At 72.5% G+C, this 13,763-nt stretch carries 10 protein-coding genes; 5 read left to right on the top strand and 5 right to left on the bottom strand.

Annotated elements, in window-relative coordinates; genetic code table 11:
* Nucleotides 1-52 precede the first annotated feature (52 nt).
* The gene (locus ACWD0Y_RS28830) at nucleotides 53-1,237 is read right to left on the bottom strand and encodes an NAD(P)/FAD-dependent oxidoreductase (protein ID WP_450263256.1); all 1,185 of its coding nucleotides are present in this window, start codon (nucleotides 1,235-1,237) and stop codon (nucleotides 53-55) included.
* A gap of 154 nt (nucleotides 1,238-1,391) precedes the next feature.
* Here ACWD0Y_RS28830 and ACWD0Y_RS28825 point away from each other — a divergent pair, with 154 nt between their 5' ends.
* Both ACWD0Y_RS28825 and ACWD0Y_RS28820 read left to right on the top strand, forming a co-directional pair.
* The gene (locus tag ACWD0Y_RS28825) at nucleotides 1,392-4,322 is read left to right on the top strand and encodes a DHA2 family efflux MFS transporter permease subunit (protein WP_450263255.1); all 2,931 of its coding nucleotides are present in this window, start codon (nucleotides 1,392-1,394) and stop codon (nucleotides 4,320-4,322) included.
* Nucleotides 4,323-4,424: 102 nt separating this feature from the next.
* On the top strand, nucleotides 4,425-5,519 hold the full coding sequence (locus ACWD0Y_RS28820; RefSeq protein WP_450263254.1) for a DNA glycosylase AlkZ-like family protein: 1,095 nt from the start codon (nucleotides 4,425-4,427) through the stop codon (nucleotides 5,517-5,519).
* Nucleotides 5,520-5,582: 63 nt separating this feature from the next.
* Here ACWD0Y_RS28820 and ACWD0Y_RS28815 read toward each other — a convergent pair whose 3' ends face one another.
* From ACWD0Y_RS28815 to ACWD0Y_RS28800, 4 genes are read right to left on the bottom strand one after another with little or no spacing between them, the layout of a single operon-like run.
* Nucleotides 5,583-5,972, bottom strand: coding sequence for a DUF427 domain-containing protein (locus ACWD0Y_RS28815; RefSeq protein ID WP_450263253.1), 390 nt, complete (start codon nucleotides 5,970-5,972; stop codon nucleotides 5,583-5,585).
* A 52-nt stretch (nucleotides 5,973-6,024) separates the two neighbouring features.
* On the bottom strand, nucleotides 6,025-8,493 hold the full coding sequence (locus tag ACWD0Y_RS28810; RefSeq protein WP_450263252.1) for a non-ribosomal peptide synthetase: 2,469 nt from the start codon (nucleotides 8,491-8,493) through the stop codon (nucleotides 6,025-6,027).
* Nucleotides 8,490-9,893 carry a serine hydroxymethyltransferase gene (locus ACWD0Y_RS28805; protein WP_450263251.1) on the bottom strand — a complete coding sequence of 468 codons (1,404 nt, stop codon included), beginning with the start codon at nucleotides 9,891-9,893 and terminating at the stop codon, nucleotides 8,490-8,492. The genes ACWD0Y_RS28810 and ACWD0Y_RS28805 overlap by 4 nt, the downstream gene beginning before the upstream one ends.
* 5 nt (nucleotides 9,894-9,898) lie before the next feature.
* Nucleotides 9,899-11,401 (bottom strand): class I adenylate-forming enzyme family protein, encoded by a 1,503-nt coding sequence (locus ACWD0Y_RS28800; RefSeq protein WP_450263250.1) that lies wholly within the window; start codon nucleotides 11,399-11,401, stop codon nucleotides 9,899-9,901.
* A gap of 264 nt (nucleotides 11,402-11,665) precedes the next feature.
* Between ACWD0Y_RS28800 and ACWD0Y_RS28795 the strand changes: the two genes are divergently transcribed.
* From ACWD0Y_RS28795 to ACWD0Y_RS28785, 3 genes are read left to right on the top strand one after another with little or no spacing between them, the layout of a single operon-like run.
* Complete coding sequence (locus ACWD0Y_RS28795) at nucleotides 11,666-12,496, top strand: hypothetical protein (RefSeq protein ID WP_450263249.1); 831 nt, start codon at nucleotides 11,666-11,668, stop codon at nucleotides 12,494-12,496.
* A 1-nt stretch (nucleotide 12,497) separates the two neighbouring features.
* Nucleotides 12,498-12,779 carry an acyl carrier protein gene (locus tag ACWD0Y_RS28790; protein ID WP_450263248.1) on the top strand — a complete coding sequence of 94 codons (282 nt, stop codon included), beginning with the start codon at nucleotides 12,498-12,500 and terminating at the stop codon, nucleotides 12,777-12,779.
* 14 nt (nucleotides 12,780-12,793) lie between these two features.
* Nucleotides 12,794-13,678, top strand: coding sequence for a DUF6039 family protein (locus ACWD0Y_RS28785; RefSeq protein WP_450263247.1), 885 nt, complete (start codon nucleotides 12,794-12,796; stop codon nucleotides 13,676-13,678).
* Nucleotides 13,679-13,763: the final 85 nt, after the last annotated feature.

Here is a 13,763-nt window from a genome sequence, read left to right as displayed (position 1 = left end):
GGGCCGGCCGTGTGGTTTCTGCGGCCGGATCCGCCGCGCGGCGGGCGACCGGTCACGGCTTCAGCAGCGCCAGCAGTTCCGGGGTGTAGAGCTCGGACACCGGCCGCAGGCCGGCGACCGTGTTGAAGTACCGGCGGACGTGGTCGGGGCTCGAGGAGACCGCTTTGAGCAGCATCCGGCGCTTGTCGCGCGCCGATGCCTCGGCGACCAGCAGCGTCGCCCGGTAGTTCTCCATGAAGGTCAGGTCGCGCTCCTCGGCGAAGTCCTTGAGCGCCACGTCCAGCGCTTCGTCGGAGCCGAGGCTGTCGCCGACGCGGTCGACGAGCATCTGTGCCTGGGCGAAGGCGTCGCCGATACCGCGGGCGGTGAGGGAGTCCTTGTGGTGGCCCGCGTCGCCGATGAGGGCCCAGCCAGGCCCGTACGCCTGGCGGAAGAAGTTCTGCTGGTCACCGGTGCCGTAGAGGCGGTCGACCTGCTCGGCGTTCTCCAGTTTGGCGTACAGGCCGGGCGCGTTGTCGCGGATGTTCTCCAGGTACGCCTCCTGGGCCCGGGTCCTGACCTCGGTGAAACGCTGCTGCGGGTAGTAGGCGGAGATCAGCACCGCGTCGTTGGTGGGGACCGCCGAGACCCAGCCCGTGGGGCCCTCGTACAGCTCGAAGTGGGTCTTCGGGCCCTTCCAGAAGGTGTAGTAGGCACAGGTCAGCTTGGGGTGCTCCACCGTCTTGGTCGCGCCGGTGAGTTCGGCGACCGTCGAGCGCATCCCGTCCGCGCCCACCACCAGGCGGGCCCGTTCGACGGACTGGACCTCGCCCGCCGCCAGGCGGACACCGCAGACCCGGCCGTCCTCCTCGACGAGTCCGGTCACCGCGCAGCCGTCGCGGAACTCCACCCCGGCGTCGACCGCCGCCTCCACCAGGATGCGGTCGAGGATGCTGCGGCGCGGCGCGTACGCGGCGGTGACACCGTCCACCGGGTCGGCGCACCCCTCCACCCTGATGTCGTCGCCGAGTTGGTAGACGACGTGGTCCAGAGGGGGGCACCCGGTCGCCCTGACCGCGTCGAGCAGGCCCCAGCGCTGCAGTTGCAGGACACCGCTCTGCTGGATGTAGAGGGTGGACAGCTTGTCGGCGGGGAACGCCGACTGGTCCACCATCAGAACCCGGTGTCCGGAACGCGCGAACTGCATTGCCGCGGGCGCTCCCGCGCAGCGCGCGCCCACCACGATCACGTCAAACATGCCGTCATCCCCACGTCTTGGCGCCACTGTTGGGAAAAGACGCTAAAGGCGTTCCGCCGGTGTGTTCTGCTCACGAGTGAGCGGCCCCGCATTCCGTCACTCGGGACAGTGGGAGCCGCAGGTGTACTCGGCTCTCCGGAGGAGTGACAGGCCCATGGCAGTGAAGCAAGGGGTTCGGGCAGCGCGGCCCGCCCGGACCGGGCAGCGCACGGGGCTTGCGCTGACCGTGATCGCCCTGTCGCAGCTGATGGTGGTGCTGGACGCCACCATCGTCGACGTCGCACTGCCGAGCATGCAGCGCAGCCTCGGCATATCGACCGGTGCGCTGAGCTGGGTGGTCAACGCCTATGTGCTGGCCTTCGGCGGGTTCCTGCTCCTGGGCGGCCGCGCCGGTGACCTGCTGGGCCGCAGGCGGGTCTTCCTCGCGGGCGTGGGTCTGTTCACCGCGGCCTCGCTGCTGGGTGCGCTGGCGAACTCGGCCGCGATGCTGCTGGCGGCACGGGCGCTGCAGGGCGTCGGCGCCGCGGTGATCGCTCCGACGGTCCTGGCCCTCATCACCACCAACTTCCGCCAGGGCAGCCGCCGCAACAAGGCGTTCGGGGTGTTCAGCGGCATGTCGTCGGCCGGCGCGATCGTCGGTCTGCTGGCGGGCGGCGTGCTCACCGAGTGGCTGTCCTGGCGCTGGGTGCTGGCCGTGAACGTTCCGGTGGGTGTCCTGCTGGCGGTGCTCGCCGTCCTGTCGATCAAGGAGACGCCGCGCCGCCGCGGCCGGTTCGACCTGCCCGGCGCGGTGCTGTCGTCGGTGGGCATGGCGGCGCTGGTGTACGGGCTGAGCAACGGGCACCGGTACGGCTGGGGCGAACCGGTGACGCTCGGTTCGTTCGCCGCCGCGTTGCTCCTGCTCGTCGCCTTCGTCGCCGTCGAGGCCCGTGCGGAGCAGCCGATCGTGCCGCTGCGGATGTTCGTCGACCGCACCCGCTGCGGTGTCTACTTCGTGGCGTTCGCGCTGACCGGCGCCTTCATGGGGATGTTCTTCTTCCTGACCCTGTTCATGCAGGTGGTGCTGGGGTACAGCCCGCTGCGCACCGGTATGGCCTTCCTGCCGGTCATGGTCTGCATCCTGATCAGCGCCCGGGTCACGGCACAGGTGCTGCTCGCCCGGTACGGCAAGAGGAAGCCGCTCGTCGCGGGGATCGCCCTCAACACCGTGGCCATGCTCTGGCTGGCGCAGTTGTCGCCGGAGAGCAGCTACCTGGGCGAGCTGCTCGGGCCGCTGCTGATCTTCGGCATCGGCAACGGTCTGATGTTCGTACCGATGACGGTGATCGCCGTCTCGGGTGTGGAGGACCACGAGGCGGGTTCGGCCTCCAGCCTCTTCGACGCCATGACGCAGATCGGCGGATCGGCCGGGCTCGCGGTGCTCGTCGCCGTGTTCGGTTCGGCGGGGGCCCACGGCGGGGCGGACTCCGCCGCCGCCCTGACCGAGGGGATCGACACCGCGTTCCTGGGCGGAGCGGTGCTCGGGGCCGCGGCGCTGCTCGTCGCGGTGCTGCTGGTGCGGCCGGTCACCCCCAAGCAGCGGTTCGCTCCCGAGCTCCTGGGGATCCTGGCCGGGCGTTCGCCGGACCGGGTGCCGATCACGATGGAGGGCGGCACCTTCGTCAGCTACGCCGAGTGGGACCGGCGGTCCAACGCCGTGGCGCACGGGCTGATCGCGAAAGGCGTGCGCAAGGGCGACCGGGTCGCGCTGTTCTTCGAAGGCACCGATTGGTCGGGCTATGCCATCGCCTACTTCGGGGTGCTCAAGGCGGGCGCCGCGGCCACCCATCTCAACAGCACGCTGGACGCGGCGGAACTGACCCGGCGGCTCGGCCACGCCGAGGCGGTCGGCATGATCCACAGTGCGGAGATGCCGGCCCCGCCGGCGGTCCCGCCGGGCACCTCGCTGCGGTGGCTCACCACGGTCGATGAGCTGGACGGCGGGCAGTACGGCCCGGTCGACGTCACGATCGCCTCGTCCGACGTGGCCGACATCCTCTACACGTCGGGCACGACGGGGCCGGCCAAGCCGCTCACCAACCCGCACGGCAACCTCAGTTACGGCCGCGGGCCCGGCGCGGTGCTGCAGGAGACCTTCACCAGCTCCGCCCCGATCCTGACCCCCATGCCGCTCGGTACGGTGTTCAGCGCCGGAACCGTCGGCATCTTCGCCCTGACCACCACCGCCCCGATCCTGGTGTGCCCGGCGGACGACGTGGAGCTCATGGGCGGCCTGATCGAGCGCCACAAGGTGGGTTCGGTGATGCTCACCCCCTGGAACGCGATGCAGATGGTCGACACACGGGTCGGCGACCGGTACGACCTGAGCAGCGTGACCACCATCGGCATCGCGTCCGCGCAGCTGCCCGGTTCCTACGCGGAGCGGCTGCTGGACATGATGCCCGAAGCGGAGATCATGACCGCGTACGGCGGCGGTTCGGAAGCGGTGCCCGCCAGCATCGGCACCGACTACGATCCGCGCCGGCCCACGCGGGTGGGCAAGCCCCGGCCGGGGACCCTGCTGCGGCTGCTCGACGAGGCGGGCAAGCCGGTGCGCCGCGGCGAGGTCGGTGAGGTGTGGCTGCGCACCAGGGCGCCCAAGCGGCTGCATCTGGACCCGCGGCTCAACGAGCGTACGCACGTGGACGGCTGGACCCGCACCGGTGACCTGGCCTACCTCGGGCCGAGGAAGGAGGTGTACTTCTTCGACCGCGGCAACGACGCCATCCGCACCGGCGGCCGGCTGGTCTCCTCGGTCCAGGTCGAGAACGTGCTGTACGACCACCCCGCCGTGCGCGAGGCGGCCGCGGTCGCCGTACCCCACCCCGAACTCGGCCAGGCCGTCGTCGCCGTGGTGTGCACGTCCGACCCGGCCGCGGACGGTGCGGTGCTCCGCGCCTTCGCGGCCGAGCGCCTCGAACCCCACCAGGTGCCGCTGACGGTCCATGTGGTCGGCGAACTGCCGCGCGGGCCGATGGGGAAGGTGCTGAAGCGGGAGCTGCGGGAGCGCTTCGGCAGCGGACTGTCCGAGGTCGGGCAGGTCTAGCACCTCCTGCCGCCGGCGTCCTTCCGACAGGCCCCTCAAGCGCCCTCGCCGGCGCGGCCGGGGCCTGTACGGTTCGGACAACGTGCATGAAGGAGGCAGCAGTTGACCGGCAAGCATCGCGTCGAAGTGTCACGGGAGCAGGTCCTGGCCCACCGGGTGGCGGTCCACGGTTTCGACCGCTCGTCCACTGCGCCCGGGGTGCTGGCCCTCGGGGTGCAGGACACCCCGAGCGGTTCCGCGCGTACGGCGCTGGCCGCGAGGGGCGCCACCGCCGACGGGCTGGAGCTCGTGTGGTCGTTCCGCGGGGCGCCGCACCTGCACCGGGCCACCGATCTGCCGGGGCTGGCCACCGCCCTGTGGCCGGTGGACGACGCGGACGCCACGGCGCGGATCAACACCGCCGTGATCAAGGAGGGCGCCAAGCTCGGCCTCGGAGCTTTCGAAGCCGCGGCCCGCGCGTTCCGTGAAGCGGTGACCGCGCCGATGGCCAAGGGGGACGTCAGCACGGCGGTCAGCGCCGCCGTTCCCCCGTCCCTGACCTACCGGTGCGAGCCGTGCGGCGCCCGGCACGTCTCCGGCCTGCTGTTCCAGCAGGCGGGGCTCTTCGGATCGGTAGGGGTCGGCGCAGAGGGCGGCCGGACGGTGCTCTCACCGCTGCGGCGACGTTTCCCCGTCCCGGAGTCGGCCACCGGGACGTCGGCTCTGGTGGAGGCCTACCTCCGCTTCCTCGGTCCGGCCACGCCCGCCGAAGTCGCCAAGTACCTGGGAACCAAGCCGGCCGTGGTCAAGAAGGTATGGCCGCAGGGCCTCGCCGAGGTGTCGGTGGACGGCAGGCCGGCGTGGCTGCCGTCCGGCGATCTGGATTCCCTGGTCTCCGCGCGACGCGGCGAGGCGGTGCGGCTGCTGCCGCCGGGCGACCCGTTCCTCCAGGCGCGCGACCGCGCGCTGGTCGTGCCCGACAAGGCCCGTGAGAAGGAGGTCTGGCGCGCCATCGGAGGCCCCGGGGCCCTGCTCGTCGGCTCGGAGATCTCCGGCATCTGGCGCGCCAAGTCCGCCGGCCGCAGGCTCGACGTGACCGTCACACCCTTCGGTCCGCTGCCGGCCGCGGCCCGCGAAGCGCTGGACGCGGAGGCCGCGCGGGTGGCCTCCGCCCGTGGCGCGGCCGAGGCCCGGCTGCGCGTCGACGACGGCGCGTAGCAGCCGGGCCGGCCGCGCGGCGCCGTCGTCGGTCCGCGGTCCGGGCGGGGCCGCGCACCCCGCTCAGACCACGTCGCCGTCGTCGGGCCGGGCGACGACGGTGACCCGCGCGTGCCGGTCGTAGAAGGCCAGGTGACCCCTGATCACAGCGACCTCCCCGATCGGTTCCTGGTACGCCCAGGCGACGGCCGGGCGCGTGGCCTGCGCGGGGCCGCCGGCCGCGGTGCGGACGCTCCAGTAGGAGGCCTCTCCCTTGAAGGGGCAGGTCGTCCGCAGGTCGGCCGGTTCGAGCAGGTCGAAGCGCACGTCGGCCGGCGGGATGTAGTAACGGTCGGGCAGGCCGGTCTCCTTCAGCAGGACCGGCCGCCGGGACTCGGCGACGACCTCTCCCCCGATCTCGACCCGGACGTGGTGTGCGACGGTGACCGCCTCCACCCGGTGGAGCGCTTTCACGGGAATCCCTTCCGGGACGGCCATCGCCGCCCCTGTCCGAACCCATTGTTTCTCACCGCTCGCCGTCCAGGGCCCGCAGGCGTCCGGCCAGCCGGCGCACGCTCGGGTGGCCGAAGAGTTCGGCCACCGGCAGATGCGGGTCGATGAGCTGCACGATGCGCATCGCGGCCAGCGAGTCGCCGCCGACCGCGAAGAAGTCGTCGTCCGGGCCGTGTTCCGCGTCGAGGACGGCATGCCACGCGTCGGCGACACGCCGCTCCCACGGGTCGTCCGGCCCGGCCGCGCCGCCTTCCGCGCCGCCCGCCCGGGGGATGGCGGGCAGCGCGGTGCGGTCCACCTTCCCGTTCGGGGTGAGGGGCAGGGCGTCCAGCAGCACGACCTGGGCGGGGACCATGGCGGAGGGCAGCAGGCCGGCCGTGTGCTCCCGCAGTTCCTGGCCGGTCACCCGGCTGCCGGGATGCGCGACCGCATAGGCCACCAGGCTCCTGTCCCGGTCCGCCGCGCCGTGAGCGGCCACCACGCAGGACTTCACCGCCGGGTGCCGGGCGACGGCGGCCTCCACCTCCCCCGTCTCGACCCGCACACCCCTGATCTTGACCTGGAGGTCGATCCGGCCGAGGAGTTCGAGCCGTCCCGCGTCGTCGTAGCGGGCGAGGTCCCCGGTGCGGTAGAGACGTTCGCCGGTCACCGGTCCGTGGGACCAGACGGTGAAACGGTCGGCGGTGAGCTGTTCGTCGCCGATGTAGCCGCGGGCCAGACCGTCACCCGCGAGGTACAGCTCGCCGGCCACGTTGACGGGCACCGGCCGGCGCTCGGCGTCGAGCACATAGGTGCGCTGGTTGGCCATCGGCCGGCCGTAGGGAATGCTCGTACGGTGCCGCTCGCCGGGGGACACCTCGTGAACGGTGGAGTGGATGGAGGCCTCCGTCGCGCCGCCGAGGGCGATGAAGCGGAGGTCCGGTGCGTGGACGCGGACACGTTCGGGAAGGGACACGGGGATCCAGTCCCCGCCGGACAGCGAGAGCCGCAGTGACGACAGGTCGGTGTCCCGGGCCCGTTCCGCATGGGTGACCAGCAGCTCGAACAGGGACGGCGCCGAGTTCCAGACGGTGACGCGGTGCCGGCTGACGAGGTCGGCCCAGTGGGAGGGATCCTTGTGGCGCGCCGGGTCCGGGAGGATCACGGTGGCGCCGGAGACGGTCGAGCCGAGGAACTCGTACACCGACATGTCGAAGCCGAGGGACGACAGGGCCAGTACCGAGTCCCCCGGTCCGACCTGGTAGCGGGTGTTGATGTCGAGCAGGTTGTTGAGCACTCCCGCGTGGCGCAGCGCGATCCCCTTGGGCCGGCCCGTCGAGCCCGAGGTGAAGATGACGTAGCAGAGGTCGTTCCCTGTGACGTGGCCCTCCGGGGGGCCGTCCGGTGCCGCGGTGTCCGTTTCGGTACCGGTGCCGGTGCCGAGCCGGACGACGCGCTCGGCCGGCAGGCCGGTCACCCGGACCGGTCCGTCGCGGGTGACGAGGGCGTGGCACCGCGCGTCCGCGAGCATCGTCCGCAGCCGCTCGGCCGGATAGCCCGGATCGAGCGGTACGAACGCGCCACCCGCCTTCATCACGGCCAGCGCGGAGACCAGGAACTCCGGTGAACGGTCCAGCAGGAGACCCACGCGGGCCTCGTTCCGGACACCCAGCGCGCGCAGCCGGTGAGCGAGCCGGTCCGCCGCGCGGTCGGCCTCGGCGAAGGTCACCCGCCGGTCCCCGGTGACGACGGCGGCCCGGTCCGGGTGCCGGGCGGCCTGCCGGGCGAAGGCGCCGTGCAGGGTGCCGTCGTGCAGGGGCAGCCGGACGGCGGTGTCGTTCCAGTCCACCAGCATCGTGCGCAGCTCGGGTTCCGTCAGCAGCGGGAGCCGCCCCAGCGGCAGTCCGGGGTCGGCCACGGCACCTTCGAGGAGGGTGCGGTAGTGGCCCAGCAGGCGGCGGACGGTCCGGGCGGTGAAGAGCGCGGCGTCGTAGGCGGCGTCGAGACGGGCCGGTTCGCCGTGCTCGACGACGACCCGCAGGCAGATCTCCCCGTACGGCGCGAGCGGGACGTCCGGCGCGGTGCCCACGACGAACCCCGCGCCCGCCTCCGGTGTCCCCGTCGTCCGCTCCGGCGCCCGGCCGAGCAGCACGTGCGTCTGCCGCACCAGCTCCGCGAACGGCACCGAGGAGGCCGTACCGACACCGAGCACCGCCGGACCGGGCCCGTGCGCCGGCAGTCCGACGACCACACGGGGCCACGCCGTCCAGCGGGCCAGCACCGCGGCGTACGCGGCCAGGAGCACCGCCTCCGGGCCGGTCCCGGTGCGCTCCGCCGCGGCCCGGACCAGGGGGCCGAGCTTGGCGAACTCCGCGTGGCCGCTGCCGGGTTCGTACGCCGGACGCGGCACGTGTGCCGCGGTCCTCGGGTGGTCGGCCGGCAGTCCGGCGGCCGGTCCGCTCGCCGCCCGGTCGTCGGCGGCGGCTTCGGACGACGTACTCACAGGGAGACCTCCGAGCCTGTGCGCAGGGTCGCGGCGGGGTAGCCGGGCAGCGGGAAGCGCTCGCAGAGTTCGCGCACCTCGGCCCGCGCCCTGCGGCAGAGCTGCGGGTCGAGGGTGTAGGTGGTGTCGTCGACGCTGACCACGGCGGTGAGGATCCGGTCGATCAGATCGACGCAGTCGGCCATCTCGGCCGGGCCCATGCCCCGCTGGGCGAGGATGTTCGTACCCAGCCGCAGCCCGCCGGCGACCGCCGGGGGCCGGCTGTCCCCCGGGACACGGTTGCGGTTGGCCAGGATGCCGCACTCCTCGAGGGCGCGTTCGGCGACCAGTCCGCTGATCCGTGCCGGGCGGAGATCGACGACCACCATGTGGTTGTCGGTGCCGCCGGTGAGCAGCCGGTGGCCGCGGCCGGCCAGCCCCTCGGCCAGGGCGCGGGCGTCCTCCACGATCATCCGCGCGGTCCACCGGGCCTCTTCGGTGCCGAGCATGCCCAGTGCGCGTGCCTTCGCCGCGATCGCCGCCGGGTTCGGGGTGCCCTGGGAGCGCGGGAAGACGGCACGGCGCATCAGGTCGGCGAGTCCGGTGTGCCCGTCGGGTCCGGGGGTACGGTGCTCGGCGCCGACGAGGATGAGACCGCCCCTGGGGCCGCCGAGCTGTTTGTAGGTGCTGGTCGTCGTGATGTGGGCCAGGTCGACGGGGCTGGGGTGTTCGCCCGACGCGACCAGCCCGGCGATGTGCGAGATGTCGGCGAGGAGGTAGGCGCCGACGTCGTCGGCGACGGCCCGGAAGCGGGCGAAGTCGATCCGTCTCGGGTAGGCGCTGGCGCCGGCGACGATCACCCGGGGGCGGTGCTCGCGGGCCAGCCGCAGTACGCCGTCGTAGTCGATCAGGCCGTGCTCGTCGAGACCGTAGTGCACGGCGCGGAAGAGGTGGCCGGTGACAGAGGCGGACGAGCCGTGTGTGAGGTGGCCGCCCTCGTCCAGGCCGAGGCCGAGCAGGACGCCGCCCGGCGGCAGCAGGCTCGTCAGGACGCTCAGGTTGGCGCTGGAGCAGGAGTGCGGCTGCACATTGGCGTACCGCGCGCCGAAGACCTCCCGGGCACGGGCCTCGGCGAGGCGCTCGACCTCGTCGAAGCACGCGGAGCCGGGGTGGTAGCGGGCGCCGGGATATCCCTCGGCGGTGACGTTGGACAGCACCGCGCCCGCCGCGGCCAGCACCGACGGGTCGGCGGCGCTGGAGGAGGCCACCATGGCCAGTGTCGAGCACTGGTCGGCGAGTTCGGAGTCGAGCAGGCCGGCCAGTGCCGGGTCTGCGGCTCGGAGCCGTTCGGCGCCCTCGCGCAGCAGCGCCATGTGGGGTGAGGGCGGGGTGGTGCCCGCCCCGCCGGCTGTGCGGGTCACGCGGCTCACCCGGCCAGGCCGGTCAGCCGGTCGCGCAGGACGTGCTTGAGCACCTTCCCGTTGGCGCTGCGCGGCATCTCGTCGACCAGCTGCCAGTGGACCGGGATCTGTTCCTGGGCGAGGTGGCCCGCGAGGAAGGCGGGGAGTTCGTCCAGTACGGCGGGGTCGGAGAGCGCGACGGCGGCTGCCAGCGTCTGGTCGCCGTCGGCGGCCGGCATGCCGAAGACCGCCGCCTGCCGCATCGCGGGGTGCTCGTACAGCGCGGCCTCGACCTCGATGGTGGAGACCAGTTTCCCGCCGGTGCGCACGGCGACGTTGCGGCGGTCGAAGAAGTACAGCAGGCCGTTCTCGTCGACCCTGCCGAGGTCGCCGGTGCGTGTCCAGCGGTCGGTGTGGACCTTGGCGTTCAGCTCCGGGTTGTTGAAGTAGTAGCGCTTCGGGGCGGGGCTGCGCAGCCAGATCTCGCCGAGTTCCCCGGCCGGGACGTCGCCGCCGTTCTCGTCGACGACGCGCAGTTCGGTGCCGCGCAGCGGCCGTCCGGTGGCCATCGGCACCGCGGGGTCGAAGGTGTGGCCGATGGACGCGGGGACCGCTTCGGAGGCCGCGTACGACATGTTGAGCCGTGCGTTGGGCATGGCGGCCAGCAGTTTGCGCGCGATGGCGGGCGGCAGCGCGGTGGAGGCGTTCGCGATGGTCTCCACGCAGCTGAGGTCGTGGTTCCGGAGCGCGCCGCTGTGCACCAGCTGCATCGCCAGCCAGGGAGTGATCATGACGGAGCCGATCCGGTGCTTCTCGATCAGCTGCGCCATTCGCTCGGGGGCGTCGATGGGGCAGATCACCAGCGTCGAGGGCGTGTGGATGGAGAAGTTGACGGTCGTGGCGCTGGCCGTGGTGCCGAGCGGCATGGGGGTCAGCAGGGGTTCGGGGTCGCCGAAGAGGTGGAACCCCTCGGGGCCGCGGCCGTAGGTGAGGTTGCCGTGCGGTGAGGCCGAGCCCTTCGCCGGTCCGGTGGTTCCCGAGGTGAAGAGGATGTCGGCGATGTCGGTGACCGCCACGGGGACGAACGGGTCGCTGCTGTCGGCGCTCGCGATGCCGTCGGCGGTCGCGGTCAGCCCGGTGAACGCGGCGGGCGGCAGCACGTTCTCGCCGTGCAGGATGCCGACGGCGGAGCAGAAGTCCATCCTGCGCAGGATCTCCTCCTCACCGACGCTCCGGTTGAGGTGGGTGGCGGTGGCACCGGCCTTCAGCACCCCCATGTACGCGACGGCGTAGTCGATCCAGTCCAGGCCCTCGAAGACGAGGCCGACGATCTCGCCGGGCCGGACACCGGCGTCGATGAGGCCGCGCGCCACCGCGTTGGAACGGCGGTTCCACTCCCCGTAACCGATCGTCGGGCCGTCGTCGATGTTGAGGGCGATCCGGTCCGGCTGCAGTTCCGCACGTCGCCGCAGTAGGTCGTGCACCGTGAAGCTGGTGGTGATCTCCGGCGTGTAGGCGCGCTCGGTCATGGGGGCTCCCAATCCACGCCGGCGGTCGGTGGCCGGCGAACTGACGGTCGTGGCTCCCGGGCGAAACCCGGCCGCCGTCGACGGTACGAACCGTGCGCGCCGAGCGATGCCCAGGATTGAGCGGAAGGGCCTGACCCGGCCTGCGGGCCCCGGCGGCCGGGCGGGTCCGCGGTGCCGGGACGCTCACAACCGAGCAGACCGGGCGGGCCGGGGACGGCATCGTGACGGCGGGTATCCGGGCCGCGACCATGTCTGGAGGAGAGGATGGCGACACCCGCCGCATGGCACGTGCGGCGTCCCGCGGAGGGTTCCGGGCTGGTTCTGGCCTGTGACTTCTCCGCCGCGGGCCGCCCCGTCGCGACGTTCACCGAACTCGCGGAACTGCTGACGACCGGCTGCGCGCTGTGGGAGACGGCGCCGCCCGAGCCGGACGAGGCGGTGAGGATGACCGGCCGGGAGCACGTCGCGCGCTGGGCGGGCGACCTGCGGGGCCGCGGCCCGGTGCGGGCGGTGCTCGGCTTCTGCACCGGGGCCCTGTACGCGGGCGCCCTGGCCGAGGAGATCGCCCGGAGCCAGCGCCGCCCACGGCTGATCCTGCTGGACCCGGAGCCCGCCCGGGCGTCGATGCTGACCGGTTTCTACGAGTCCCTGATCACCCGGAGGTTCGCCTCGGTGCTCTCCCCGGCGGACGCGGAGGCGGCGCTGCGCGAGGGACGGCGCGCGGCGGACGACACCACCGGAGGGCTGACCGCGCTGGCGGACCGGCTCTCGGCGCTGGTACGGGAGGTGGTCGAGCCGGCGTTCGCACGGGTGGGGCTCCACGGTGCACGGGTCGACGAGTTCGTGGGTCTGGCCACGTCCTATCTGTACTGGATCGCCGCCGCCGACTCGTGTCCCGCCCGCGGCCCGTGGGCCACCGCCACCGCCCTCAACGGCAACACCGAGGGCGCCGGCCTGCGGTCCTTCACCGCCGCCGAGAGACCGGGCCTGCTCCGGCGGGCCGTGTACCTCGACGTCTCCCACACCGACCTGATGCGCAGCCCGGAGACGGCGCGCCTCGTCGACGACCTGTTGACCGACGACAAGGAGAGCTGACGTGGACCACCCCGACAACGCACCGCCCCCGGACGAGCTCGTCGAGTACCTCGTGGGCCTGTGGCGCGAGTTCCTCGGCAGCGGCGACGGGGCGCCGGCCGGTCCCGGGACCAACTTCTTCGTACACGGCGGCCATTCGCTGCTCGGCATCACCCTGCTGGCCCGGGTGGAGGAGAGCACGGGCTGCAGGCTCCGCCTCGCCGACCTGTTCAAGTCGCCCACCCCCGAGCGGCTCGCCGGGGCGATGCGCGCCGCGGACACCGACCTCGTGATCCCGCAGTGAAAGGAACGGACGACATGACCTCCTCCCCCGCCGGAGCGGCCCCGCGGCGGTTCCGCCCCGCGCACCTGCAGAGCAGCGTGCCGCTGGAGAAGGTGCTGCACACGGCCAACGCCGGGTTCATCGTGCACCGCAGCGGGCTGATCACCTATGAGCACCGGGCCGAGGGGTTGCAGTTCGCCTCGGAGTTGGTCGAGCTGATCAACCCGGGTGACGTGGGGTACGTATCGGTGTTCCTCTACGAGGAACTGCTGGGCGTGCACAACCGGCTCCACTGGATCCTGCACCTCAAGCAGCCCAATGACTACGGGCGTCTGCTCGACAAGGTCGACCACGACAAGAAGTGGCGGGAGATCACCGATCTGGACCGGCTGCCGAACAAGGGCGGCGGCGGCTGGGAACGCATCTTCGTCGAGGGCAGTATCAGTGAGACGGTGATCTGCCCGCAGCACGGCATCGGTCACGGCGACCACGGCGACGGGGACACCTTCCAGCCGGCCGCCCGTTTCCAGACGTCCCTGCCCGCCGAGCAGTTGCTGCACTCCGCCAACTCCGCGCTGACCGTGCACCGCGTGGTGCAGGCCCGTTACGCGGTGCGCGACGAGGCCCGGGTGTTCCTCTACGAGTGGGCCAACGCCGTCAACACGGCACTGCCGGGTGTAGCCACGGCGTTTCTCTTCGAGGAGATGTGGGGCCGCCAGGACCGGTTGCACACCATGATCCACCTGTCGTCGATGGACGCGTACCTGGAGCTCAACGAGTTCGCCGAGCGGGACCCGGCCATGCGCGAGCTGCTGTCCCGGCAGTGGATCCCCGGGTTCAAGGGCGGGGGCACCTGGGAGCGCCTGTTCGTGGACGGCACCATGAACGAGACGCTGCTGGCCCCCCGTCACCGCGACTGAGGGGCCGCGCACAAGGCAGAACGGTCCGGTTCCGGTGCCCGCTCCAGACGGATGTAGTAGTCGACGCTGACTCCGGCGAGCTGGG

Source organism: Streptomyces altiplanensis (genome assembly GCF_053591575.1).
The sequence above is the reverse complement of the archived record's forward strand: the minus strand, read 5'-3'. Positions and strand labels throughout refer to the sequence as shown.